At 62.3% G+C, this 24,332-nt stretch carries 20 protein-coding genes; 12 read left to right on the top strand and 8 right to left on the bottom strand.

Annotated elements, in window-relative coordinates; genetic code table 11:
- Positions 1-109 precede the first annotated feature (109 nt).
- The 8 genes from L5849_RS00505 to L5849_RS00470 all read left to right on the top strand — a co-directional run bounded on the left by L5849_RS00505 (position 110) and on the right by L5849_RS00470 (position 8,500).
- Positions 110-1,453, top strand: a complete 1,344-nt coding sequence (locus tag L5849_RS00505; RefSeq protein ID WP_236923848.1) for an OprO/OprP family phosphate-selective porin — start codon at positions 110-112, stop codon at positions 1,451-1,453.
- An 88-nt stretch (positions 1,454-1,541) separates the two neighbouring features.
- Positions 1,542-2,588 (top strand): substrate-binding domain-containing protein, encoded by a 1,047-nt coding sequence (locus tag L5849_RS00500; protein WP_236923847.1) that lies wholly within the window; start codon positions 1,542-1,544, stop codon positions 2,586-2,588.
- A gap of 15 nt (positions 2,589-2,603) precedes the next feature.
- On the top strand, positions 2,604-3,989 hold the full coding sequence (gene pstC / locus L5849_RS00495; protein ID WP_115416651.1) for a phosphate ABC transporter permease subunit PstC: 1,386 nt from the start codon (positions 2,604-2,606) through the stop codon (positions 3,987-3,989).
- Positions 3,982-5,232 (top strand): phosphate ABC transporter permease PstA, encoded by a 1,251-nt coding sequence (pstA, locus tag L5849_RS00490; protein WP_115416650.1) that lies wholly within the window; start codon positions 3,982-3,984, stop codon positions 5,230-5,232. The genes pstC and pstA overlap by 8 nt, the downstream gene beginning before the upstream one ends.
- Before the next feature lie 38 nt (positions 5,233-5,270).
- Positions 5,271-6,017, top strand: coding sequence for a phosphate ABC transporter ATP-binding protein PstB (gene pstB / locus L5849_RS00485; protein WP_234041612.1), 747 nt, complete (start codon positions 5,271-5,273; stop codon positions 6,015-6,017).
- 13 nt (positions 6,018-6,030) lie between these two features.
- The gene (gene phoU, locus L5849_RS00480; protein ID WP_115417876.1) at positions 6,031-6,702 is read left to right on the top strand and encodes a phosphate signaling complex protein PhoU; all 672 of its coding nucleotides are present in this window, start codon (positions 6,031-6,033) and stop codon (positions 6,700-6,702) included.
- A 70-nt stretch (positions 6,703-6,772) separates the two neighbouring features.
- On the top strand, positions 6,773-7,459 hold the full coding sequence (phoB, locus tag L5849_RS00475; RefSeq protein WP_115416648.1) for a phosphate regulon transcriptional regulator PhoB: 687 nt from the start codon (positions 6,773-6,775) through the stop codon (positions 7,457-7,459).
- Positions 7,460-7,522: 63 nt separating this feature from the next.
- On the top strand, positions 7,523-8,500 hold the full coding sequence (locus L5849_RS00470; protein WP_236923846.1) for an META domain-containing protein: 978 nt from the start codon (positions 7,523-7,525) through the stop codon (positions 8,498-8,500).
- Here L5849_RS00470 and L5849_RS00465 read toward each other — a convergent pair.
- From L5849_RS00465 to L5849_RS00450, 4 genes are all read right to left on the bottom strand, one after another.
- On the bottom strand, positions 8,497-9,222 hold the full coding sequence (locus L5849_RS00465) for an extensin family protein (RefSeq protein ID WP_236923845.1): 726 nt from the start codon (positions 9,220-9,222) through the stop codon (positions 8,497-8,499). The two genes, L5849_RS00470 and L5849_RS00465, sit on opposite strands and share 4 nt — an antisense overlap.
- A 141-nt stretch (positions 9,223-9,363) precedes the next feature.
- Entirely contained in the window at positions 9,364-13,062 is a 3,699-nt protein-coding gene (locus L5849_RS00460) for an error-prone DNA polymerase (protein WP_236923844.1), read from the bottom strand.
- A gap of 1 nt (position 13,063) precedes the next feature.
- Positions 13,064-14,542: a UdgX family uracil-DNA binding protein gene (locus L5849_RS00455; RefSeq protein WP_236923843.1), complete on the bottom strand. Its 1,479-nt coding sequence runs from the start codon at positions 14,540-14,542 to the stop codon at positions 13,064-13,066.
- Positions 14,539-15,795: a putative DNA modification/repair radical SAM protein gene (locus L5849_RS00450; RefSeq protein ID WP_236923842.1), complete on the bottom strand. Its 1,257-nt coding sequence runs from the start codon at positions 15,793-15,795 to the stop codon at positions 14,539-14,541. Before L5849_RS00450 ends, L5849_RS00455 begins: the two co-directional genes overlap by 4 nt.
- 225 nt (positions 15,796-16,020) lie before the next feature.
- Here L5849_RS00450 and L5849_RS00445 point away from each other — a divergent pair, with 225 nt between their 5' ends.
- Positions 16,021-16,743, top strand: coding sequence for a carbonic anhydrase (locus tag L5849_RS00445; protein WP_236923841.1), 723 nt, complete (start codon positions 16,021-16,023; stop codon positions 16,741-16,743).
- 43 nt (positions 16,744-16,786) lie between these two features.
- Here L5849_RS00445 and L5849_RS00440 read toward each other — a convergent pair whose 3' ends face one another.
- Positions 16,787-18,292 carry a DNA polymerase Y family protein gene (locus L5849_RS00440; RefSeq protein WP_236924592.1) on the bottom strand — a complete coding sequence of 502 codons (1,506 nt, stop codon included), beginning with the start codon at positions 18,290-18,292 and terminating at the stop codon, positions 16,787-16,789.
- 65 nt (positions 18,293-18,357) lie between these two features.
- Positions 18,358-19,047, bottom strand: a complete 690-nt coding sequence (locus tag L5849_RS00435; RefSeq protein WP_306664111.1) for a hypothetical protein — start codon at positions 19,045-19,047, stop codon at positions 18,358-18,360.
- Between the two features lie 241 nt (positions 19,048-19,288).
- On the opposite strand from L5849_RS00435, the gene L5849_RS00430 reads away from it, so the two are divergent.
- A complete protein-coding gene (locus L5849_RS00430; protein WP_236923839.1) occupies positions 19,289-19,774 on the top strand; it encodes a pyridoxamine 5'-phosphate oxidase family protein in 486 nt (161 codons plus the stop codon).
- Positions 19,775-19,841: 67 nt separating this feature from the next.
- Here the strand turns inward: L5849_RS00430 and L5849_RS00425 are convergent, their stop codons facing one another.
- On the bottom strand, positions 19,842-21,272 hold the full coding sequence (locus L5849_RS00425; protein ID WP_115416640.1) for a sodium-dependent transporter: 1,431 nt from the start codon (positions 21,270-21,272) through the stop codon (positions 19,842-19,844).
- 127 nt (positions 21,273-21,399) lie between these two features.
- Here L5849_RS00425 and panB point away from each other — a divergent pair, with 127 nt between their 5' ends.
- A complete protein-coding gene (panB, locus tag L5849_RS00420) occupies positions 21,400-22,272 on the top strand; it encodes a 3-methyl-2-oxobutanoate hydroxymethyltransferase (RefSeq protein ID WP_236923837.1) in 873 nt (290 codons plus the stop codon).
- Positions 22,273-22,290: 18 nt separating this feature from the next.
- The gene (locus L5849_RS00415) at positions 22,291-23,358 is read left to right on the top strand and encodes a DUF475 domain-containing protein (protein WP_236923835.1); all 1,068 of its coding nucleotides are present in this window, start codon (positions 22,291-22,293) and stop codon (positions 23,356-23,358) included.
- Here the strand turns inward: L5849_RS00415 and L5849_RS00410 are convergent.
- Positions 23,291-24,292 carry a bile acid:sodium symporter family protein gene (locus L5849_RS00410; RefSeq protein WP_236923834.1) on the bottom strand — a complete coding sequence of 334 codons (1,002 nt, stop codon included), beginning with the start codon at positions 24,290-24,292 and terminating at the stop codon, positions 23,291-23,293. The two genes, L5849_RS00415 and L5849_RS00410, sit on opposite strands and share 68 nt — an antisense overlap.
- Positions 24,293-24,332: the final 40 nt, after the last annotated feature.

The following is a 24,332-nucleotide window of genomic DNA, read 5'->3' as shown; positions in this document are numbered from 1 at the left end:
GCGCATCGCGCCGGTACATACGCTTGCCTGCAACCTGTCATCGAAATGTAATTTAGCGGTCATAGAGGCGTCGTCGCACCGTAATTTCCCGTTCAAAGGATTCGTCCCGATGACCCGTACCTACCGCCTGTCGCTGGCGGCTGCGGCGCTCTGCTGCACCATGGCCACCCCGCTGTTCGCCCAGGACGTAACTGTCTCGACCGACGAACTGGCCCAGATGCGCGCCCAGCTTTCCGCGATGAACGCGCGGATCGACCAGCTCGAAAACGAATTGGCGGCCGCCAGGGCTGCGAATGAGGCGCAGGACGCAACGATCGCGGCCAATACCGCAGCCGCCGCGGCGAAGCCCGAGACGGCTGTCGCCACGCTCGAAAAGGAGGATGGCTGGAGTTTCAAGCCGCGCGGCCGCCTGATGTACGATGCCGGCTGGACCAATGCCCCGGAATCGACTGGCGCCAGCGATGGTTTCGGCAACGAAGTGCGCCGTGCCCGTCTCGGCGCTTCGGGCGATATCCCGGGCGGCTTCGGTTACAAGGTCGAGGTCGATTTCGCCGGGAACGAGGTCGAGATGGCCGACGCCATCCTGACTTACGAGGACGGCCCGCTCGAAATCGCGATCGGCCATCACAACAACTTCCAGTCGCTGGAAGAGCTGACCAGCAGCCTCCACACAACCTTCATCGAGCGCGCCGCCTTCACCGACGCTTTCGGCTTCGAACGCCGTATCGGTGCATCGGTGACCTATTCGAAAGGCGCGATCCTGGCACAGGCCGGTGTCTTCACCGACAATTTCGACGACACTTCGAGCAAGAATCGCGGCGTCGATGCCCGTCTGGTCTTCATGCCCAAATCGGGCGACGCGCAGCTCCATTTCGGGGGCTCGTTCCATTACAACGATATCGACGATCCCGCAGCCACCGTGCGCTATCGCCAGCGCCCGCTGGTTCACTTCACGTCGGAACGGTTCGTCAATACCGGCCGACTCGGCGCGAAGAGCGAGACCGGATTCGGGCTCGAGGGCGCCGCGATCGCCGGACGGTTCCATGCCGCAGCGGAAGGCTACTGGCAGAAGGTCGACATGCCCGGCGCGGCGATGGACCCGACCTTCTTCGGTGCCTATTTCGAAGCGGGCGTTTTTCTCACCGACGACAGGCGCGGCTACAAGGCAGGCAAGTTCGACCGTACCAAACCCAGCAACCCGGTCGGAGAAGGCGGTTTCGGTTCGCTCCAGCTGAACCTGCGCTACGATCACCTCGATCTGAACGATGCCGGCATTCTGGGCGGTCAGCAGGCCGGTTATCTGGCCTCGCTGATCTGGAAGCCCACGGATTATACGGCTTTCATGGTCAACTACGGCCGACTGCAATATACCGATGCCGTTCTGCCGACCGCCAATGGCGACACCTCTTACGGTGTGGACGCCGTTGGTCTGCGCGCGCAGGTCGATTTCTGACCCGCGAAAAGGCCAGTCAAACGATTGTCGCAACCCTGTAACATTGAGGCGCTTTGGCGCCGCTAGCTATCAACCCAAGGGGCTACCCATGACCAAGACCAAATCCATCATATTCGCCGCGGTTTCCGCTGCCGCCCTCGCCGCCTGCGGTGGCAGCGGTGGCGACTCCGCTTCGCGCGATTCGATCCGCGCGGTCGGTTCCTCGACCGTTTTCCCCTTTGCCAAGGCGGTTTCGGAAGCCTTCGTGCGCTCCAACCCTGAGTTCCGCTCGCCGATCATCGAATCGACCGGCACGGGCGGCGGCATGAAGCTGTTTTGCTCCGGCGTCGGCGCCGATACGCCCGACATGACCAATGCGTCGCGCCGCATGAAGGCCAGCGAATTTGCCGACTGCCAGGCCAATGGCGTGACCGATGTGATCGAACTGCAGGTCGGTCTCGATGGTATCGCCTTCGCTTCGGCCAAGGGCGGGATCACCATGAACCTGACCCCGCAGCAGGTCTACGAAGCGCTGGCCGCATCCCCCTATGGCGGCGAACAGACCACCAAGACCTGGTCCGACGTCGATCCTTCGCTACCGGATCAGCCGATCCTGGTCTACGGCCCGCCCTCCACCTCGGGCACCCGTGATGCGCTTAAGGAACTTGTTCTCGAAGCCGGGTGCAAGACCAACGCGGACATGAAGGCTCTGAAAGAGACCGACGAAGACCGCTACGACCAGCTCTGTACCGAAGTGCGTTCGGACGGGGCCTATGTCGACCAGGGCGAGCAGGACAATCTCATCGTCCAGAAGATCGAAGGCAATCCCAACGCGGTTGGCGTCTTCGGCTACAGCTATCTCGAAGAGAACGCGGACAAGGTTCAGGGCCTCAACATGAATGGTGTCGCCCCGACTTACGAGAACATTTCGAGCTTCGAATATCCCGGCGCACGTCCGCTCTACGTCTATGTGAAGAAGGCTCATCTCGACGCGATCCCCGGGCTCAAGGAATATCTCGCCCAGTGGACCAAGATGTGGGCAAAGGATGGCGATCTGGCAAAGATCGGTCTTGTGGCTTCGCCCGATGACGTTATGGCGGCCAACCAGAAAGCGGCCACCGAGTTCACGACGCTCGACGGCGCCCAGCTCAAGTAAGGTTGAATGTAACGCATGTCGCCAGCCATCTTGCTCCTCCTGGCCCTCGGGCTCGGGCTCGCCGGATGGTTGGCGGCTCGTGCACGTGCATGGACCTTTCGGCGTGAAAGCGCCGATGGCAGGCTCGCCAGCCTGCCTACCTACCACGCGTGGTATGTCGCGCTGTGGATAGTCCTTCCGGTACTGGCATTCGTGGCGCTCTGGGGTGCGATAGCCCCGGGTCTCGTCAGCCAATCGGTCCTGGCCGATCCCGCGGCGGCCGACCTTCCCGTATTCGGCTTCGAACGCCAGACGATCCTCAACGAGGCCCGCGCGGTCGCGACGGGGGCGGCGCCTGCCGTGTTCAATCCCCAGGCTGCCGCGCTTGTCGAACCCTATCGCGATGCGCTGTCGCATTACAACCTGATCGGGATCGCGGTGACGGTGCTGATCGCGTTTCTCGGCGGTGCCTACGCCTTTCTGCGTCTGCGCCCCGATTTCGCAGCCCGCACCAAGGTCGAGCGGATCGTCATGTCGATCCTGTTGGGCGCTTCGCTGGTGGCAATCCTGACCACTATCGGCATCCTTGCCAGCCTCATTTTCGAGACCGTCCGGTTCTTCGGCATGGTCTCGCCGATCGATTTCCTTTTCGGCACCCATTGGGGTCCCGACCCCATGGCCAACCCCGACAATCCCGATCCGTCCCGCTATGGCGCGGTGCCTTTGTTCTGGGGCACGCTTTTCATCGGCGCGATCATCGCGATGATCGTCGCCATCCCGCTCGGGCTTATGAGCGCGATCTACCTCACGCAATATGCCAACCCCCGGCTGCGCAAATGGATCAAGCCGGCGCTCGAGATTCTCGCGGGCGTGCCGACGGTCGTTTACGGATATTTCGCAGCTCTGACGATCGCACCGGCCATTCGCGATATCGCCCTGAAGCTCGGCGTGACGAACCCTTCGACCGAGAGCGCGCTCGCCGCCGGTCTGGTCATGGGTGTGATGATCATTCCCTTCGTGTCCTCGATGGCCGACGACAGCATCACGGCCGTTCCGCAGGCGATGCGCGACGGCAGCCTCGCCATGGGCGCCACGACCAGCGAGACGATCCGCCGGGTCTTGGTTCCGGCTGCCCTGCCCGGCATCGTGGCCGGGATCATGCTGGCCATCAGCCGCGCGATCGGGGAAACCATGATCGTGGTGATGGCGGCATCGACGGCCGCCAACCTGTCGGCCAACCCGCTCGACAGAATGACGACCGTGACGGTCCAGATCGTCAAGATGCTGACCGGCGAAGGGAGCTTCGACCACCCTGCCACGCTCAGCGCCTTTGCCCTCGGCTTCGTTCTGTTCCTCGTCACCCTCGGCCTCAACTTCATCGCGCTCAGCGTGGTCAAAAGGTATCGCGAAGCATATGACTGAGCGTGTCGCCCCTACCCGCACGCCCGCCTTCGAGGCGCGTCTCAAGAAACGTTATGCTGCCGAGCGCCGGTTCAAGGCTATCGGCCTGTCGGCGATCCTGTTCTCGATCGCCGTGCTCATACTCCTGCTCGCGACGATGACTTTCAACGGGATTGGCGGGTTCCAGCGCGTGGAACTGCAGGTCCCGGTCGATTTCGCCGAAGCCGGCATCGCCGCCGACCCGGCCGCGATGGAACAGCCGGGTGCTCTCGCCTCGCTCGAAGCACAGGGCCTGCGCGACGTGGTCCAGTATTTCGCGGAAGAGCATCTGGGCGAGGAAGGCGCTGAAGAACTCGGCGCTCAGGCCTGGCGCGATGTCGCCGCGGCGATCATCGCCGATCCGGCGATCCTGCGCGAAGAGATCACCTTCTCCCTGCCGGCATCGGCAAATCTCGCTTCGGGGTATGAAGGGGAAGGCTCGCAGGACATGCAGGCGCTCGCGGCGCAACTGGCGCAAGAAGGGCAGATCGAGAAGAACTTCGATGTCGGCTTCCTCACCCGCTCGGATGCGACAAACCCGCAGCAGGTCGGTATCTGGGGGGCGCTCAAGGGCTCCATGCTGACGATGGTCGTCACCCTCCTGCTTGCCTTCCCGATCGGCGTTCTCGCGGCACTCTATCTCGAAGAATATGCGCCCAAGAACAGGTGGACCGACTTCATCGAGCTGTCGATCAACAATCTGGCCGCCGTTCCGTCGATCATTTTCGGCCTGCTGGGGCTCGCCGTATTCCTGACGCTGTTCCCCAATTTGCGGTCGGCGCCGGTGATCGGCGGTATGACGCTCGCCCTGATGACCATGCCGGTCATCGTGATTTCGGGTCGCAACGCCATCAAGGCCGTCCCGCCGAGCATTCGCGATGGCGCGCTGGCAGTGGGTGCCTCGCCCGTCCAGGTCGTGTTCCACCATGTCCTGCCGCTTGCCTTGCCGGGCATTCTCACGGGCACGATCATCGGCATGGCTCGCGCTCTCGGCGAGACCGCGCCGCTGTTGATGATCGGCATGCGCGCCTTTGTAGCCACCCCGCCCGATGGCTTTACCTCTCCCGCGACCGTCCTGCCCATGCAGATCTTTCTGTGGTCGGACGAAATCGACCGCGGTTTCGTGGAACGCACCAGCGCGGCGATCATCGTGCTATTGCTGTTCCTGCTCGTGATGAACGGGCTCGCCATCTACCTGCGTAACAAATTCGAGAAAACCTGGTGACCGTAGTCCACGACAACCTCGAGCCCACCGAAGCCAAGATGAGCGCCACCGATGTCTCCGTTTTCTATGGCGACAAGAAGGCGATCGATTCGGTTTCGATAGACATCCCGACCGAATACGTGACCGCCTTCATCGGTCCGTCCGGTTGCGGCAAGTCCACCTTCCTGCGCACTCTCAACCGCATGAACGACACCATTCCCACCGCCCGGGTCGAGGGGATGATCGAACTCGATGGCCAGGATATCTACCGCTCCGGAATGGATGTCGTGCAGCTTCGCGCGCGAGTCGGCATGGTTTTCCAGAAGCCCAACCCCTTTCCCAAATCGATCTATGAGAACATCGCCTACGGCCCCAAGATTCACGGTCTGGCCGAAGGCAAGGACGAACTCGATGCCATCGTCGAGAAATCGCTCAAGCGCGCCGGATTGTGGGAAGAGGTAAAGGACCGTCTCCAGGACAGCGGTACGGCGCTGTCCGGCGGCCAGCAGCAGCGATTGTGTATCGCCCGCGCCATTGCGGTCGATCCCGAAGTCATTCTGATGGACGAGCCGTGTTCGGCGCTCGATCCGATCGCCACCGCGAAGATCGAGGAACTTATCGCGGAACTCAACGGCCGTTATGCTATCGTAATCGTGACCCACTCGATGCAGCAGGCCGCCCGCGTCAGCCAGCGTACCGCCTTCTTCCACCTCGGAAAAATGGTGGAATACGGCCGCACATCTGACATATTCACCAATCCGCACGAAAAGCGCACCCAGGATTACATCACGGGTCGCTACGGATAAGGCCATGAATTCCATGCAAGAACACACAGTAAAGGCCTTCGATGAAGACATCACCCGCCTGCGCGGCCTGATCGCCGAAATGGGCGGATTGGCCGAAGCGGCGGTCGCCCAATCGCTCGAAGCGCTGGTCAAGGGCGACGATGAGCTGGCGGACAAGGTCGTCAAGGGCGACAAGAAGATCGACGCGCTCGAAAGCGAGGTCGACAAGCTTGCCGTGCGCATCATCGCGCTGCGCGCCCCCATGGCCGACGATCTTCGCGAAGTGATCGCCGCCCTCAAGATCGCCGGCGTGGTGGAGCGCATCGGCGATTATTCGAAGAACATCGCCAAGGCGAGCAAGCAGATCGGCGGCAACCGCAAGCAGTTCGAACCGCTCACACTGCTTCCCGCCATGGCGGAAGTCGCTGCCGAAATGGTCCACGACGTGCTGACCGCTTACGCCGCCCGCGATGCCGAACTGGCCCGCGAGGTGATCGCGGCCGATGAGAAGGTCGATGCCTTCTACAATTCGATTTTCCGTAACTTAGTCAGCCACATGGTCGAAAATCCTTCCACCATTTCGAGTGCGGCGCAGATGCTGTTCATCGCGCGCAATCTCGAGCGTGTCGGCGATCATGCCACGAATGTTGCCGAAATGGTGCACTTTGCGGCCACGGGCAATTATCCGCCCGATGAAGACGGCTGACACAAAACTGTAGCGCGAGGGTCATAAAGCTTTGCCGACCGAGACTGAGAATTCCCGGAAAGGCAAGGATTTGCACGCGGCCAAACTGCTTCTGGTAGAGGACGATCCCGCCCTCTCCGAACTGCTCGAATATCGCTTCTCCAACGAAGGTTATCAGGTTCGCACGACCTCGGATGGCGACGAGGCCCTGTTGCTGGCTTGCGAAGACGTGCCCGACCTCGTCATCCTCGACTGGATGATCGAAGGGACCAGCGGTATCGAAGTGTGTCGCCGACTGCGCCGCGACAAGGATACCGCGCACGTTCCGATCATCATGCTCACCGCCCGCGAGGCGGAAGACGATCGGGTGCGCGGCCTCGATACGGGGGCTGACGATTATCTGACCAAGCCGTTCAGCCCGCGCGAACTGCTTGCCCGCGTGGCCGCGGTCATGCGCCGCATCCGACCCGCGCTGGCGGGGGAGAGCATCGAGGTCGGCGATATCACGCTGGACCCGGTGGCGCACAAGGTGACGCGGCGCGGCCGCACCCTTCAACTCGGCCCGACCGAGTACCGCTTGCTCAAGTTTTTCATGGAAAGCCCGGGGCGCGTCTTCAGCCGCGGGCAGCTCCTCGACGGTGTCTGGGGTACCGAAAGCGAAATCGAACTCCGCACGGTCGACGTCCATATCCGCCGCTTGCGCAAGGCGATCGAGATCGAGGGCGCCAAGGACCCGGTACGCACCGTGCGCAGCGCCGGCTATTCGCTCGAAGCCTGATCCGGCCGTTCAGCCAGGAAACAGACACGTCACGCTAGCGTTCTTCCTCTTGGGAGAATGCCAATGCTGGAAAGACCCATTGCCGCCTTGCTGGCCTGTTGTTCCACGGCCCTGGTCTTCGCTTGCATTCCGGCGGTTCAAAAGGGGGAAGCCGAAGAAGGCGATCTGCCCGACGCAGAGGGTAGCGCGGCTCCGGCAACTGCTCCGGTCACCGACAGTCGGCAAATCGAGGGCAAATGGGATATCGTACGCTTCGATGGCTACCAGCCTGCCCGCTTGAACGGACCGACGCGGGTCGCCTTTGCCGATTTCACCGATCGCGGTGTCGCGTTGCGGATCGAGTGTAATTATTCCGGCGCAGCGGGTTTCGTCGTCGATGGCCGGTTTCGGCCCGAACCCGGCGCCGCGTTTCAGACCGAAATGGGGTGCGGCGCGGTTCGCGAGGCGCGTGACACAGCCCTGTTCTCTTTCTTCGGAAAATCGCCGAGCGTCGAACGCCTGGCGGACGGCAAGATACTGCTTCGCGCAGACGGAAAGGAACTGCTGCTCCAGCGCCCCGACGAGCGGCGGCTCGACTTCCTCCCTCGCCCGGAAGAACTCGCAGGCGAATGGCGGCTGATCGGCGTGACGCGCTATATGGAAGGCAATGGCCATGCGGGTATCGGCCTGACCGATGTGCCGGGTCGCGTTATCCTTACCGATACGACGGCCAGTTACACACGCTGTCCGCAATATGATTTCGGCTATCGCTACACGGAAGAAGGCCGGCTGCTGAAGACGTCCGGCCCGGCAATTCCCGCCAGCCCCGCCTCCTGCGCGGAGCTTTCCGAACCGCAGCGCGGTTCGGGCGATATGCCGACCCAGTGGGATGTCATGAGTGTCCTGCATGCCAGCCCGCTGATCGAATGGGCCGGGAAGGAAGAGATTCTCCTGTCGACCGATCGGATCGGGCTGGTCCTTTCCCGTGCACCCTGCCGGAGGATCGGGCAGTCCGACGATCATTCGGAAACGAAAGAGGTCGATTGCGCCTCGCCGCGTTAGCGGCAGACACCCCGCCAGCGCGGGCTCATGTCGAGGTGGAAGTGATCGGCATGCGCGGCATTGTAGTCTGGCGACAGCACCGTTGCGAAGCTTTCGCAAGCGCCGTCTCTCACGACACGGAGAAAACGCGCCTTCTCACTCTCGCCCGGCCAGTCCCGCAGCACATTGATGCGCGTACCATTATCGAGAACAAACCCGGCGATGTCGATGGCGTTGGCACTCGCATGCTCGCTCCACGGACCGGTGTCACGGCCATAGAGTCGACGGCAGGAATAGGCTCCAAGATGCTCTATCCGGGAGATTTTCGATCCGAAAATATCCACGGCCAAGGGATTCAAAACGTCTCGTTCCCACAAGAGCAGAGCAATCGATGCAGGGCAGGTCACAGCCGGGGTTCGCGGCGAGAGAGGAAGGCTGTTCAGCCTGATGCGGTCTTCGCGTCGGCAGGCTCCCTCGCCCGCCGGTTCGAGCACGTCATGCGCGATTCCGCTGCGGTCGAGTACGGCGCGGCATTCGGCCACGTCGTCGCGCAGGGCGAGCAGCTTTGTCTCGGTTGCCCAGCCCACCGGATCGCGCAGGTCGAGCGGTGCCCATGGATTGTGTTCGGGATGGTCGGCCAGCCACGCCCGCCCCGCCAATAGCAGGCCGATTGTGACGAGCAGCAGCAGCGCTCGCCTGTCGCCGGTGAAATTGCCGATGCGGCGCGATAGCCTCGGCTTCACAGATTTCTGCCGTGTCATTGCAGAAATGCGAACACCGAAATTTCGGGACTGGCAGCTCCAGCATTGTGCCCGCCCCTTTTGCAGGCCGCGGCGCAGTTCATCGGGAAGGCAGGCGTTTCGCTATCGATCATCGGGCGCGTCCTAATGAAAGTCACGGCTCGGGGGAATGATCCGTACATCGCGCGGGTGCCCGCCATGCCACCCGCATTCGCGATTGCCCGGTGCAGGTTCCTGCCATGGTTCGACAGGCCGGTAGGGATCGTCCCTCCCTTCCCTGAGGTTGTCGCGCGGATTGAACTTGTCGGGCAAGGGCGATGTGACGTGATCGGCGCGCGCGACAGGTGCATCCAGCATATCATCCGACAGGCGATATAGCTGGTGCGTCGCATCCTCCATATGATGCGCTATCACGTGTATGACTTCATCGTCATATTCCACCCGCCCGCGCACTTCCATCAGGCGTGAGCCCATCACGACACGGCGCTGTTTTTCCTTGAGATCCGGCCAGACGACCAGATTGATGACCCCGGTCTCGTCCTCCAGCGTGATGAAGCACACACCCTTCGCCGATCCTGGCCGCTGACGGATCAGTACCACGCCCGAGACATGGACCATGGAGCGGAATTTGCGACTGCGCAGATCGCAAGCGCGCACGAAGCCGCGTTCGGCAAGGCTGGCACGCAGAAAGGCCATCGGATGCGCTTTCAGGCTGAGGCGCGTGGTCTGGTAATCCGCCACGACCTCCTCGCTCAATGGCATCTGCGGAAGCTGCGTGGGTGAAACCTCGCCGCCTTCGTCGCGCGTCGCCGCTGCGGCGAACAGCGGCAGATCCGGACCGCCGACAATGCTCCTCGCATCCCACAGGGCCTGACGGCGCGACATCTGTAGCGACCCGAAGCAGTCCGCGCTCGCGAGCCGCTCGATATGCGCCGGGGCGAGGCGGGCACGGTCCCGCAGCGCCATGACGTCGCCGTAATGCCCCCGTTCCTCGCGCTCGGCAATCAGCCGTGCCGCCACGGCTTCCGGCAGCCCGTCGACCTGTCTGAGGCCCAGGCGCAGGGCGATTTGGGTGCCGAGGCGGCTTTTATCTTCCCCCCTACCGTTGTGAACCCACCCCGCTTCGCTATGGCTCGCCTCCGGCTCGCCAAGCTCCGCTACCCCTCCCTTGAGGGAGGGGTTGGGGTGGGTGTTCGACGGTTGTAATTCCTCCAGCGTGCAGTCCCACTGCGACCCATTGACGTCGGCAGGCAGCACCGTGACGCCATGCTCTCGCGCATCGCGCACGATCTGCGCCGGAGCGTAGAAGCCCATCGGCTGCGAATTGAGCAGCGCGCAGGCGAAGGCGGCTGGGAAATGGCACTTGAGCCAGCTCGACACATAGACGAGATGCGCGAAGCTGGCCGCATGGCTTTCGGGAAAGCCGTATTCGCCGAAGCCGCGAATCTGGTTGAAACAGCGCTGCGCGAAATCGCGATCGTAGCCCCGGTGGACCATGCGCTCGACCATCATGTCCTGCAATTCGTCGACCATGCCCCGGCTGCGGAAGGTCGCCATCGCCTTGCGCAGCCGGTTCGCCTCGAGCGAGGAGAACTTCGCCGCATCGAGCGCGATCTTCATCGCCTGCTCCTGGAAGATCGGTACACCCAGCGTGCGCTCGAGGATGCTGGACAGTTCGTCGGGCGGGCCATGCTCGGGCGATGGCGCGGGAATGACCACCTGTTCCGCTCCGCGCCTGCGTTTGAGATAAGGATGCACCATATCACCCTGGATCGGCCCCGGGCGCACGATGGCAACCTGGATCACCAGATCGTAGAATTCACGCGGGCGCAGGCGCGGCAGCATGTTCATCTGCGCCCGGCTTTCGACCTGGAACACGCCGAGCGAATCGCCCTTGCGCAGCATGGCATAGGTTTCCGGGTCCTCGCGCGGGACGCTGGCCAGCGTCAGCGGGCGATTGTGATGATCTTCAAGCAGGTCGAGGCACTTGCGGATGCAGGTCAGCATGCCAAGCGCCAGAACATCGACCTTGAGGATGCCCAGCGCTTCGATGTCGTCCTTGTCCCACTCGATGAAGCTGCGCTCGGGCATGGCGCCATTGCCGATCGGCACGGTCTCGGTCAGCGCGCCTTCGGTGAGGATGAAACCGCCGACATGTTGCGATAAATGGCGCGGCATACCGATCATTTGCTCGGTCAGCTTGAGCACACGTCGCAAGTGTGGATCGCGCACGTCCATGCCCGTCTCGGCAGCATGTTTGTCGCTGATCTCACGCCCCCACCCGCCCCAGACGGTCTTGGCCAGCGCGGCGGTGACATCCTCGGTCAGGCCCATCGCCTTGCCCACCTCGCGGATCGCCATGCGCGGGCGATAGTGGATCACGGTGGCGCATAGCCCGGCGCGATGGCGGCCGTATCTGCGATAGATGTACTGGATCACCTCCTCGCGCCGCTCATGCTCGAAATCGACGTCGATATCGGGCGGCTCCTTGCGCTCTTCGGAGATGAAGCGGTCGAACAGCAGCGCATGCTTGGCCGGGTCGACGCTGGTGATGCCGAGGCAGTAGCACACGGCCGAATTGGCCGCGCTGCCGCGCCCCTGGCACAGGATCGGCGGATCGACCCCGCGTGCGTAATCGACGATGTTCTTGATGGTGAGGAAGTAGCGCGCCAGCTCAAGCTTGCCGATCAGCGCCAGCTCGCGCTCCAGCGTGGCGCGCACACTGTCGGGCAGACCACCGGGATAACGCCATTGCGTGCCTTTCCAGGTCTCGCTCTCGAGGAATTGCTGCGGAGTCTGGCCGTCGGGGTAGATTTCCTCCGGATATTCATATTGCAGCTCGTCCAGGCTGAAGTCGCAGGCATCGGCCACCGCGCGCGCAGCGGCGATGGCGTGCGGCCAGCGTTCGAACAGCTTCACCATCACCTCGGGCGGCTTGAGATAGCGCTCAGCATTGCCGTGGAGCAGGTGCCCGGCATGCGCCACCGTAGTCTTGTGCCGGATCGCGGTCATCACGTCCTGCAGCGGCCGCTTGTCGGGTGTAGCGTAATGCACGTCGTTGGTGGCGAGGATGGAGAGGCCGTTCGCCTTCGCCAGCGCATCGAGCCACTCGATCCGCGCAACGTCGTCGCCGGTGTAGAGATAGCTTGCGGCGATGTGGCGGAGCGTGGGGAGCTGGGCTGCGAGGTGGGGGAGGATTTCGGAGAGGGTGCCTTCCATCTCCACCTTCTCAACGTCACCCCGGCCCCCGAGCCGGGGTCCCGCTTTTTCCGGTGTCGCGCTCGAAGAAGAGCGGGACCCCGGATCAAGTCCGGGGTGACGAAAAGGGACTATGTTGCTCTCGACCTCAATCGCAAACTTCGTGCCCAGGTCGCGCGGCGGCAGGAGGATCAGTTGCACACCCCCGGCATGTGCGGCGAGCATGGCGAGGCTGATGTCGCACGCCCCTTTCTCCTGCCACTCTCCGTCGAGTGTCTGCATGCGCCCTGCGCTGATGAGCCTGCACAGCCGCCCATAGGCCGCCCGATCGATCGGATAGGCGAGGAAGGCCAACCCTTCGACGATCTCTATCCTACAGCCGATAAGCGGCTTCAACTTAAGCGTTTTCGCCTCGGTATGGATGCGCACGACGCCGGCCATTGTGTTGGCATCGGCAATCCCGATGGCATCATAGCCGAGCGCGCGGGCCTGCATTACGAGATCCACCGCATCGCTCGCCCCGCGCAGGAAGCTGAAGCAGGAGGCAACGCCGAGTTCCACGAAGGCGCTGCGCGGCGGCGCGTCTATGCTTTCCGGATCGAGTTCGATCGTACGCTTGGGAATCTGGAGGTCGTTGTCGGGCATCTCACCCTGCCACCTCCCCCAACCTTGCCTTCACCGCCGCGAGGTCGGCGTCGAACAACCGCGCCTGTTCCTCGCGCGCAGGGCCGTCAAGGCGTAGAAGGTAGGAGGGGTGCGCCGTGACCCACAGCTCGCTGCCGTCCTCCAGCGGGATCGGAGCCCCGCGCACTTTCGAAATGCTCACCGTCCTGCCGAGCAGCCCGCGCGCCGCGCTGGCGCCCATGGCGAGCACCAGTTTCGGCTGCACGATCGCGCGCTCCGCTTCGATCCACCAGCGGCAGGTGTCGATCTCTTTCGCTTGCGGATTTTGGTGCAGGCGCCGTTTGCCGCCCCGAACGATCCTGGGGACATATTTGAAGTGCTTCACCGCATTCGTCACATAGGCCGAACGGCGGTCGATTCCGGCCCGATCAAGATGCTGATCGAGCAACTTTCCGGCAGGCCCGACGAAGGGACGGCCCGCCTGGTCCTCATGGTCGCCCGGCTGCTCGCCGACAATCATCAGCGCCGCATCGCGCGGCCCCTCGCCCATCACCGCATGATTGTCGAGCGCGCCGATGGGGCACTTGCGGCAGGCATGAATCGCCTTGTCGATCGCCTCGAGCGTGTCGGGCCGCTCCTCGAATTCGCCGGAGAAAACCGATTTGCCCTTCGCCACCATCGCCGCCTCGCGATTCTGCGCGCCCGCGATAAGCTCAGGGATTAGAGCAGCTTCGGGCATGTTCTTCCAGTATTTCTTCGGCATCTCCTTCAGCATCGCGCCCACTTTCAGCCGCGCGGGATTGAAGATCGCAGCGTAATAGCTGCGCCAGAGGTCCTCCATCGGATCGCCGCCCGGCGCATCGCTGCGCTGCGCAGGCGGGCCTTCGGACATGCTGCTGCCGTCCCAGTGCAGGCAACCGCGCGGGGTCAGGATCGACCAGCGCATGTTGGAAAAGCGCCGCATGAAGAAGCCCGCATTGGCGCGCAGGATATGATGCTCGGGCTCGAACCAGGCGACATAGTGCTCGCCTGCCTCCTCTTCGTCGGATTCCACCAGGCGGAAGCGGACGAAGGCATGCATCTTATGGCTGTCGCGGCGGACGTTCTTGGCGAGGTCTTCCACCCGCCGCACGTCGGTATCGGCCTTGTCCTCCATCATGCGCGGATTGGCCTGCAGCCGCCACAGCAGACGATAGAGCAGCGCGAAGCGTTCTGGGTCGGAATGGAGGATCGCATTCCTCGCAAGGCTCACGAAACGCCGGTTTGCGCGCACGGGTCGCGCATCGGCGGGAGTAACCGGCATGTTCCGGTCACCATGTGCAAACAGGTCGCCGCTGCCGCCCGGTTCCACCCAGGCGATCCGATCGGGCGGCACCTCGCACTGGACAAGCACACGAGCGCGCTCGCGCCAGAAGTCGAAGTCGTCCGCTTCGGGCAGGTGCACCACATAATAGCTGCTGAGCTTGACGTGCTGGAGCCCCATATTCTGCTTCGCAATCATGCGGCAAACAGCTCCAACTGCTCGGTCTTGGGCGCGAGCAGGCTGCGCAGATCGGCCCGGTCGGTCAGCAGCACGGGTCGCCAGTCCACGGTGCAGATGAAGGGTCGCACCTTGGTAATCGACAGCGTGAGACGCGCCACATCGTCCAATCGCAACGCACGGTGGCGACGACTGGCGAGGATCTTGCCCACCGCCTTCACGCCGAGGCCGGGAACTCGCAGCAATTGCTCTTTAGACGCGCGGTTCACATCGACCGGGAATGCCCCGCGAAACTTCAGCGCCCAGGCGAGCTTGGGATCGATATCGAGCGGCAGATTTCCGTCCGGCTCGGTCGCCTGCATCACATCCGCCGGCTTGTAGCCATAGAAGCGCATCAGCCAGTCCGACTGGTAGAGCCGGTGCTCGCGGATCAGCGGCGGGCGCTTCAGCGGCAGCACCGCGCTGGCGTCGGGAATGGGCGAGAAGGCGCTGTAATAGACCCGGCGCAGCCCGAAACTGTCGTAGAGCCTGCTCGCCTTGCCGACGATGTCGCTGTCGGTCGCGGCATCGGCGCCGACGATCATCTGCGTCGACTGGCCTGCGGGCGCGAAACGGGGGGCATGCTTGAAACGCTTCCGCGCATCCTTCGCCTCGACGAGATCGGCCTTCACCTTGCCCATCGCGCCTTCGATCTGCGCGGCGTTCTTGTCGGGCGCGAGGCGGGTCAGGCCGCTGTCGGTCGGCAGTTCGACATTGATCGACACACGGTCGGCATAGAGACCGGCCTGATGGACGATCTCCGCATCCGCTTCGGGAATGGTCTTTAGATGAATGTAGCCGCGAAAATCGTGCTCTTCCCGAAGGATGCGCGCGACTTCTACCAATTGTTCCATCGTATGGTTCGAGCTTTTCACGATGCCCGAGGACAGGAACAGCCCCTCGATATAGTTGCGGCGGTAGAAGGCGAGTGTGAGATCGACCACTTCCTGCGGCGTGAACCTCGCCCGAGCCACATTCGAACTCTTGCGGTTCACGCAGTAATGGCAATCGAACACGCAGTGGTTGGTCAGCAGGATTTTGAGCAGCGAGATGCAGCGTCCATCGGGCGCATAGGCGTGGCAAATGCCCATCCCCTCGGTCGAACCGATCCCCCCACGTCCATTTGGGCCGCCCATCGAATTGCGATTCGCCGTGCCCGAAGACGCGCAGGAGGCATCGTATTTCGCGGCATCGGCGAGAATCTCAAGCTTCTGGAAGAGGGATTGCGCAGCCATATGTTCCTTATATGTTCCACACGACCTTTCGCCAATGTCAAATGACAAAGGATGGAACTTTTAGTCGATTTCTGCATACTGCATGTACGGACCGGGCCCCTCTGGCGAGTGCATATGTGCTCGTGATGTCGGACGTACGTAACGCCGACGGCCTGACCAAATTCTTACGTGATCGTCGGCATACCTACACCTCGCGGCCACCAGGTCGCCTGTCTGGAGTATGCAATGAAATATCTCGCTTCCCTTGCCATCCTCGGCTTCGCCACCGCGCCTCTTGCCGCTGCGGAAAAGGACTGGAATTTCGGTGACGGCACCAGCCCCGAGCGCTGGGCCAGCGTGAACGCGGCCTATGCGTTGTGCGATGCTGGCCTCAACCAGTCACCGATCGACCTCGGCGCCCCCAATGCTCGCGGCGATGTTCAGCTCGATACCAATTTCGGCGATGCCAACGGCACTATCGCTCTTGGTGAAGAAAAAGTGCAGGTCGACTTTGCAGCCGGGCTCGGCATGAATTCGGGCGGCAAGGAATTCAACCTCATTCAGGTGCATTTCCATACGCCTGCCGAACATGCGGTCGATGGCGAACGCTACCCGCTGGTGGCGCATTTCGTGCATGCCACCGAGGCTGGTGAACTGGGCGTGCTTGGCGTGATGTTCGAAGAGGGCGCGGCCAACCCGGCGCTGACCACGATCGTCGACGGTGTCGGCAAGGGCAAGGGAACTGCCGTGTCTTTCGACGTGAACGATATGGTCCCCGATGAGCTCGACGTCTATCGCTATATGGGCTCGCTTACCACGCCGCCGTGTAGCGAAGGTGTAAACTGGCATGTCGCCGAAGCGCCGATGACCGCCAGCGCCGAACAGATCGCCGCGATGGAAGCCAATCTCGGTCCCAGCGCCCGCTCTCTACAACCGCTCGGCTCGCGCCTTCTGGTCGCGCCGGAATAAGTATTCTGCCACCCGGCCCAGGCGGTCGGGTGGCACTCGCCTGTCAGGCGTATAGCCCCTGCAGATACCAGTCGGGCGGACCGCCGCGCCCGTCGCCGATGATTCCCAGGCGGTAAATCCAGTAACGTCGGCCTTCCTCGTCCTCGATCCGGTAATAGTCGCGTAGACGTGCCCTGCCCCGTTCGCGCCACCATTCGGGTGCGATCCGCTCAGGCCCCTCGACTCGTGCGACTTCATGGACCTGTCCACGCCAGCGAAAGCGCTGCGGATAGCCGTCGGGCGTCGCATAGAGCACCGCGATCTTCTCGGGATTATCGAGCAGCTTGAGCGGCCGCGCATGGAAGGCCAATTGCCCCTGCGAAGCCGGTTCGGGTTCGAGCGGCGGCTGCCAACGCTGCGCTCGTTCGGGGATGTGGCTGGCGAACGGCATCGGACGGTTGATCGCCTGTGCACCGAGCCGTACCGTCAGCCTGTCGATACAGGCTGCAAGACTGGTTCCACGGTTTTCCGTCGCCGCCTCGATATCGGCCTGCTCCAGCGCCAATGGTTCGGCCCAGTTGGCGCGCAGACGCAGCATTTCGATCCCGAAGCCGGCATCTATATCGTCGAGACGGGCAGCGAAGAGCCGCACGATATGCGCCGGATCGCGCGTGGCCTCGGCCATTTCAAGGCGGCGAACCACCACCTCGCCATCCACGCGCCACAGCCCCAGTTCGAGCCGCCGCGCACCCTGCCCCTGCCTTTCGAGTTCGCGTGCCATGTCATCGGCAAGGTCGGCAACCACCCGGTCGAGCAATTCGCGATGCCGGATCGGTTCGACCAGACGGCGCTGAACCAGCGGCATTTGTTGCGGGATCACCGGCAAGAGCGGCTCGGGTACACGGCCAAACAATTGGTCGAGCCGGATCAGAGGGTTGGCGGCAGGCGATTTACGATTGCGAAAACGCCTCTGGATCGCATCGCGGCCAATGGTGCCAATCTCGCCCAGGCGCTTGAGGCCGAGGCGGCGCAGAACGGTCAGCACATCCTGGTCGAGCCGCAGCGCGGCCACGGGCAGGTCGGCCAAGGCGCGCTCGATTGGCTCGCCCCGCTCCACAATTGCCCTATCCGGGCCGAAATGGGTCATGGCCCAGGCTGCTCCGGCGGTTGGGGCGATGGCGGCACGAATGGTCAACCGCCGTCTGGCGAAAGCTTCGTACACATCGTCCAGCAGGCGTTCCTCGCCACCGAACAGATGCGGTACCGCGGTCACATCGACCAACAGGCTATCGGGTACATCGAGTGCAGACCAAGGCCCCCAACGCTGCGCCCATATGGCGAGATCTTCGAGGAAAGTCAGATCGCCCGCCGGATCGGAAGGCGCGGTGACGATTGCGGGGCACAATGCGCGCGCATCGGCAAGCATCATGCCCCTGCGCGCACCAGCGGCAGTCGCGGCGCGATTGACTGCCTCGATCCGTGGACCATGCGCATGATCCGCAATCAGGACTAAAGGCCCGTCCCGAACGGTCTCTGCCTTCCTCCTTTTGTCCAATTGCCAGCGATCCATCGCCAGCGCGGGAAGCCAGATCGACAGGATACGGCAGGAACGCGATACACCCGCAGGCTGCGCGCTCACGCCCGTAGCGGCGGATGCCGCAAGCGCAATCCCGCTGTCCAGTCGACCCCCGCTTCGTCTGCTTTGCGCTGCACCCTGTCCGTTATCAACCTGCCCTGCTCTTCGCCCAGCACCCATTCGCCCGGCGCATGCATGCGTGCGCGGAACAGCTCAGCCCGCCAACGCGGCGCTCCAGGCGCCTGCCCGTTCCAGCGCGGGGCAGGCGATGGGGCCGAAGACACCTCCCACCGCATTCGCGCAGAAGAGAGATCGCGTACCGCATCCAGTCTCACGAGAAACAGGGGCACACCATGCTTTTCGCTCGCCAGTGTCAGGCGACGCGACGCAGTGAAATCGAGCGCTTTGGGATTGCCGACGATTTCCCCGATCACGAAAGCGAGTTCTCGGCAGCGCAGCCCTTCCTCGATGGCGAAGAGAGCATCTTCCGCCTTTTCCGCGCGTACGTGAACAATCCGTGCCTGCAGATCTTCAGGCAAACCCGCGCGGTATGGGCGTCCAACGCGCCGCGCCGCTTCGCGTGTCTGGACCCACAGCACGCTACGCCGGTCATGCGCTTCACAAGCCTCTGCGCGCGGCAAGTTACGCCAGTCGTCCAATGCCAGGCTCAGGGCGACTCCCGCTCCCGCCCCCTCGCACGAGGAGGCGAAAACCTCGTTGTGCAGCGCGAGACCCTGCCTTGCAGCCAAGCCCGGGCACCAACGTATGCTTCGCTGCGCAGAAAGAGCAGCGACGTCTTCGAAGGCTGTGGACGGCATGGAGACAGGGTTGGATCGGGACATAGGAAATCAAGCTATTCGTTCTCATTATGTTCCATATCCAATCGATTCGCAATTCGTCCTTCCACTGCCCCGTTCCGGCGCACCCAAGGGAACACCGAATCACGCGCATTCGTTTGAAAACCAAACGCAATTACGAAAGGCGCATTCGATGAAATATTCCGACGGCAATTCCGAAGAACTCAAGAAAAAATTCTGGCTGGCGCTTGCCGACTCGCCCTTCCTTTTCCTCGAACTGGACGGCCAATCGCAGACATCGGTGCCGATGACCGCCCAGCTCGACGAAGACGCCAACAGCGCAATCTGGTTCTTCACTCAGAAAAACTCGACCTTTGCCCAGCTCGGCAAGGTCAAGGCCAGCTTTTCCGGCAAGGATCACGACATGTTCGCCCGGTTCGATGGTACGCTTGCCGTCGAAACCAGCAAGGAACGCTTCGACCAGTTCTGGAACAATTTCGTCGAGGCCTGGTACGATGGCGGCAAGGATGATCCCGACATCCTTTTCCTGCGCATGGATCTCGGTGAAGCCGAAATCTGGAGCGGCGATCTTGGTTTGCTCAATACCGCCAAGATGGCGCTCGGCATGAATGTCCATGACGAAGCCGAAGATCGCCACGCTGAATCAATCGATATCTAACACCGATCCAACAACAAGAATACGGTCGCCAAAGGGCCGCTCCCTGATGGAGCGGCCCTTTATCGTGTCACGCCCCGAGGATTCCCGGAAAGAGGCCGGTCACCAGAATGGTCGCCACCGCAAGCGGGCAAAGCCATGCGAGCAGGAAACGCCACAGATTGAAGGCCCAAGGCGAAAGACCTGTCGTTGTACGCAGCAAATTCTCATCGGCTTTCCAGCCAATGAAAATGGACGTCAGCAATGCACCGACAGGCAGCATGACCTTCCCCGTGAAGCCGTCAACCGTATCGAGAATATCCGTGTTCTCGAACAGCGACCAAAAGCCCAGCGGGCGCACATCCGACCAGACATTATACCCGAGCAAACAGGCGATCCCGATGAGAAACGCGCCGCCGCCGAAAATGAGCGCCGACTTCGGACGGCTCCAACCACGTTCGCCGACGCCATAGGCCGTCGGAACCTCCAGCAGCGAAATCGAGCTCGTAATCGCCGCCACCAAAATGAGGACGAAGAACAGAAAACCGAACAGGGCGCCTGCCGGCATCGCCTGGAAGGCGAAGGGGAGTGTCTGGAAAACCAGCGTCGGCCCGGCTGCGGGATCGAGCCCCACCGCAAGGACGATGGGAAAGATCATCAGCCCCGCCAGAAGCGCCACGCTGGTATCGGCAATCGCGATCATTGCCGCCGTCGGCCCCAATCCGCCGCCTTCCTTGATATAAGAGCCATAGGTAATCAGCCCAGCCACGCCCAGCGACAGCGAGAACAGCGCCTGCCCGAGAGCAGAATTCATAACCTGCGGCGTCAGCTTCGACCAATCCGGAGTGAACAGGAAGGCCACCGCATCGCCAATATCGCCTTCAATCGCACCATAGACCACGAGACCTACAAGCAGGACAAAAAACATTGGCATGAGATAGGTCGCAGCTTTCTCGATGCCCGAACTGACGCCCCGCGCCACGATGTAGAGGGTCGCGCCCATGAACAGGAAGTGGACGCCCAGAAGCAGCCCCGGGTTGGCAAACATGTCTCCCAGGCGCTGCTGAATCTGTTCCTGGCTTTCACCCACCAGCGCACCGCGGAAGGGATCACCGGCCGCGATGGCAGAGAGGAGATCGGCCCCCATGATGGCAGCGTAATAGAGCACCCAACCGGCGACGACCGAATAGAAAGAGACGATCAGAAAAGCCGCCACTGCCCCAATCGCGCCGAAAATCGACCAGCTTGGCGCTACGTGCGATTGCGCCGCCACACGGCGGATCGAGCCGATCGCATCTGTTTGCCCGACTTTGCCGATGAAAATTTCGGAAAGCACCAGTGGCAGGCCCAATAGGAACACGCAGCCGATGTAGAAAATCACAAAGGCCCCGCCGCCGCTTTCCCCGGCAAGCGTCGGGAAACGCCAGATATTGCCAAGCCCTACGGCGGCACCGACCGCCGCGAGGATGAATGCGGTGCGTGAGGACCAGCCCTCGCCCGTCGTAGTCGTGGTGGCGACCATGTTCAGATTTTTCCTCTCCAGGCGCGGCGATCCCTGCCGCGTATCACAAGAGCGCCCTTAAACACGCAATTCCGCAGGATTCCAAGCTTCGCTTGGCCATCATCCACGCGCTTGCTAGTGGAGCCGCATGTCGACGACCTTTCAGCTCGATACGAGCACCAGCCGGGCCAACCCTACACCCCAGCCGATGAAGCGGCTGACAGTGCCGAAAATCCGTGCGCACAAAGCCGATGGCGAGACCCGTGATCCACTCGTCATGCTGACCGCATACACCGCACGGCAGGCGCAACTGCTCGACGCGCATTGCGATATACTGCTGGTGGGGGATTCGCTGGCCCAAGTGATCTACGGCCTGCCGACGACCATACCCGTGACGCTGGATATGATGGCCAACCATGCCGCCGCAGTGGTGCGCGGCAGTTACCATTCGGTGGTCGTGGTGGACATGCCGTTCGGTTCCTATGAACAGTCACCACAGCAAGCCTTCGAAAGCGCGACCTTCCTGCTCAAGCAATCGGGTGCGGCTGCCGTGAAGCTCGAGGGCGGCGAACAGATGGCCGAGACGGTTTCCTTCCTCAACCAGCGCGGCATACCGGTCATGGGCCATGTCGGGCTGACCCCGCAGGCGGTCAACGTCCTTGGCGGCTATGCCGCGCGGGGGCGGGACGATGCGGAAGCCAAGAAGATCGTCGGCGATGCCAAGGCGCTGGACGACGCCGGCGCATTCGCCATCGTGCTCGAAGGGGTGCTCGAGCCGATTGCAATCGAGGCCACCAAATCGGTTTCCTGCCCCACTATCGGAATCGGTGCCTCGGCACAGTGCGACGGACAGGTGCTGGTGACCGAAGACATGCTCGGCATGTTCGATCGCGTGCCCCGCTTCGTGAAAAAGTACGAAGACATCGCCAGCGTCATCGAAAAGACCGTGGCGCACTATGCCGAGGAAGTGCGCGCGCGCAGCTTCCCGACCGAAGACCAGACCTACCAGCCCAAACGCTGAATTCAGGGATCTCGAAACATGGCTACGCTCTGGCGTTTCTACGGCTTTTCGCTCGTCTTCACCCTGTTCTGCCTCGGCCTTGCGGTGTGGTACGGCTGGGCAAGCACTGCCTCGGTCACAGGCACGTTGTCGCTCCTCTGGATTGTGGTGGTCCTGTCGGTGCTCGAAGTCTCGCTCAGTTTCGACAATGCGGTCGTCAATGCGTCCGTTCTCAAGGAGATGGACGAGGTCTGGCAGCGCCGCTTCCTGACCTGGGGCATCGCATTCGCCGTATTCGGCATGCGGATCGTATTCCCGCTGGCGATCGTGGCGATCGCGGCGGGCCTGGGGCCGGTGGAAACGGTCAATCTTTCGCTGAACGACCCACGGGAATACGAACGCATTGTCTCATCGGCCCATGTCGGCATCGCCGGTTTCGGCGGCGCTTTTCTCGCCATGGTCGGCCTCAAGTTCTTTTTCGATCTCGACAAAGAGATTCACTGGATAGCCGTCGTCGAGCGTCACCTCGCGAAATTCGCTGCTCTGCCCGCCGCCGAAATCGCATTGCTGCTGCTCGTCCTGTGGGGCATTTCCACGACGCTCGATCCGGACGAGGCCTTGACCTTCCTTGTCGCCGGGATTCTCGGTCTCGTGACCTTCATCGCTGTCGAAGGGATCAATGCGATCCTCGAAATGAAGGAAGAAACGGCCAAACTTCACGGTGCAGTCGTTCGCAGCGGGCTTGGGGGCTTTCTCTACCTCAACGTCCTCGATGCCAGCTTCAGTTTCGATGGTGTAATCGGCGCCTTCGCGCTTTCGAACAACATGATCGTCATTGCGCTAGGCCTGTCGATCGGCGCGATGTTCGTCCGCTCGATGACCATCCACCTCGTTCGCAAGGGCACGTTGGCGGCCTATCGTTTTCTCGAACACGGCGCTTTCTGGGCCATCATAGTGCTGGGTGCGATCATGCTCATTTCGGCGAAGATCCATATTCCCGAAACCGTTACCGGATTGATCGGCGCCATTCTCATCGGGCTCAGCTTCTGGTGGTCGGTGCGCTATAACCGCCGTCACCCGGACGTGGAGACTGTGCCAGCCGAGTAGCAATCGGTGCCGCTACGACCAGTTGGAAGAAGTGATAGAGCAGCAATGCGATCACGATGAATCCAGCTTCCTCCGGCGGAAACAGAATGGTCGCGAGGGGAGCACCCACAGCAGCGCTTTTCTGCGCTGCGGCGAAAAGAAAAGCGGTACGGTCGGGCCGTTCCAGCCGGAGCGCCCCGCCGGCCAGCCACGCGCCCAGATTGCCGGCCACGAGAAATGCCGCGACGAGAAGACCTATGACTGCCCAGTCGGGACCATCCACGCGCGACCAGATCCCCTGCTCTACCGCGCCGGAAAAAGCGACATAGATCGCGGCTGAAATCGCAAACCGATCCACCCATACTATCCTTGGCCCGTGTCGAGCCACGAATGGACCGGTCAGCCCCTGAACCGCCTGTCCGATGGCGAATGGCAGGATCAGCAGCACCATGATCTTGCCGATCGTTTCGAAACCCACCCCGCCGCTTCCGCTGCCGCCCAGCGCCAGAAAAATCGGCACCGTGACGAATACGCCCAGAATGTTGAGCAAGGCCGCACCGACCACTGACAGAGCCACATTGCCTCTCGCTAGCGCAGTGTAAGATGTTGCGGACTGAACCGTCGAAGGAAGCGTGCCGAGATAAAGAAATCCCAGTGCGACAGAAGGCGCCAACCACCCTTCGGCCAGCGATGCAAGACCTGCGCCCATGACGGCCATTGCGCCGAACACCCATATAACCAGGGGAAGCAGGAACCGCCAATTCACGAAACCGGCAATGATATCACGCCGGGCGATACGCATTCCGTTGAGCAGAAACAGAATGAAAATCGCCGCATTCGCAACGGTTTGCGCAACACCTCTGGCGTCTCCGGTCGCAGGCAGCAGCGCGGCAAGAGCGATCGCTGCGGCAAGCATCCGCAACATCGGATCGGCAAAAACGGTGCGAAATGTCATGGCGTGCAGTTGCCGCCGGAACACGATCTTGTCGAGGGAC

It is taken from the genome of Erythrobacter sp. SN021 (assembly GCF_021864455.1).
Note: the sequence above shows the minus strand (reverse complement) of the source record. Positions and strands in the feature narration are given on the sequence as shown.

Excerpts from the sequence above, each read along its gene's own strand:
- L5849_RS00425 (WP_115416640.1), bottom strand. The coding sequence starts at position 21,272 with ATGGTCGCCACCACGACTACGACGGGCGAGGGCTGGTCCTCACGCACC.
- L5849_RS00455 (WP_236923843.1), bottom strand. The coding sequence starts at position 14,542 with ATGATTGCGAAGCAGAATATGGGGCTCCAGCACGTCAAGCTCAGCAGC.
- L5849_RS00470 (WP_236923846.1), top strand. The coding sequence starts at position 7,523 with ATGCTGGAAAGACCCATTGCCGCCTTGCTGGCCTGTTGTTCCACGGCC.
- panB (WP_236923837.1), top strand. The coding sequence starts at position 21,400 with ATGTCGACGACCTTTCAGCTCGATACGAGCACCAGCCGGGCCAACCCT.
- L5849_RS00440 (WP_236924592.1), bottom strand. The coding sequence starts at position 18,292 with ATGGATCGCTGGCAATTGGACAAAAGGAGGAAGGCAGAGACCGTTCGG.
- L5849_RS00410 (WP_236923834.1), bottom strand. The coding sequence starts at position 24,292 with ATGACATTTCGCACCGTTTTTGCCGATCCGATGTTGCGGATGCTTGCC.
- pstB (WP_234041612.1), top strand. The coding sequence starts at position 5,271 with ATGAGCGCCACCGATGTCTCCGTTTTCTATGGCGACAAGAAGGCGATC.
- L5849_RS00450 (WP_236923842.1), bottom strand. The coding sequence starts at position 15,795 with ATGGCTGCGCAATCCCTCTTCCAGAAGCTTGAGATTCTCGCCGATGCC.
- L5849_RS00415 (WP_236923835.1), top strand. The coding sequence starts at position 22,291 with ATGGCTACGCTCTGGCGTTTCTACGGCTTTTCGCTCGTCTTCACCCTG.
- L5849_RS00430 (WP_236923839.1), top strand. The coding sequence starts at position 19,289 with ATGAAATATTCCGACGGCAATTCCGAAGAACTCAAGAAAAAATTCTGG.
- pstA (WP_115416650.1), top strand. The coding sequence starts at position 3,982 with ATGACTGAGCGTGTCGCCCCTACCCGCACGCCCGCCTTCGAGGCGCGT.
- L5849_RS00445 (WP_236923841.1), top strand. The coding sequence starts at position 16,021 with ATGAAATATCTCGCTTCCCTTGCCATCCTCGGCTTCGCCACCGCGCCT.
- L5849_RS00460 (WP_236923844.1), bottom strand. The coding sequence starts at position 13,062 with ATGCCCGACAACGACCTCCAGATTCCCAAGCGTACGATCGAACTCGAT.
- pstC (WP_115416651.1), top strand. The coding sequence starts at position 2,604 with ATGTCGCCAGCCATCTTGCTCCTCCTGGCCCTCGGGCTCGGGCTCGCC.
- phoU (WP_115417876.1), top strand. The coding sequence starts at position 6,031 with ATGCAAGAACACACAGTAAAGGCCTTCGATGAAGACATCACCCGCCTG.
- L5849_RS00500 (WP_236923847.1), top strand. The coding sequence starts at position 1,542 with ATGACCAAGACCAAATCCATCATATTCGCCGCGGTTTCCGCTGCCGCC.
- L5849_RS00505 (WP_236923848.1), top strand. The coding sequence starts at position 110 with ATGACCCGTACCTACCGCCTGTCGCTGGCGGCTGCGGCGCTCTGCTGC.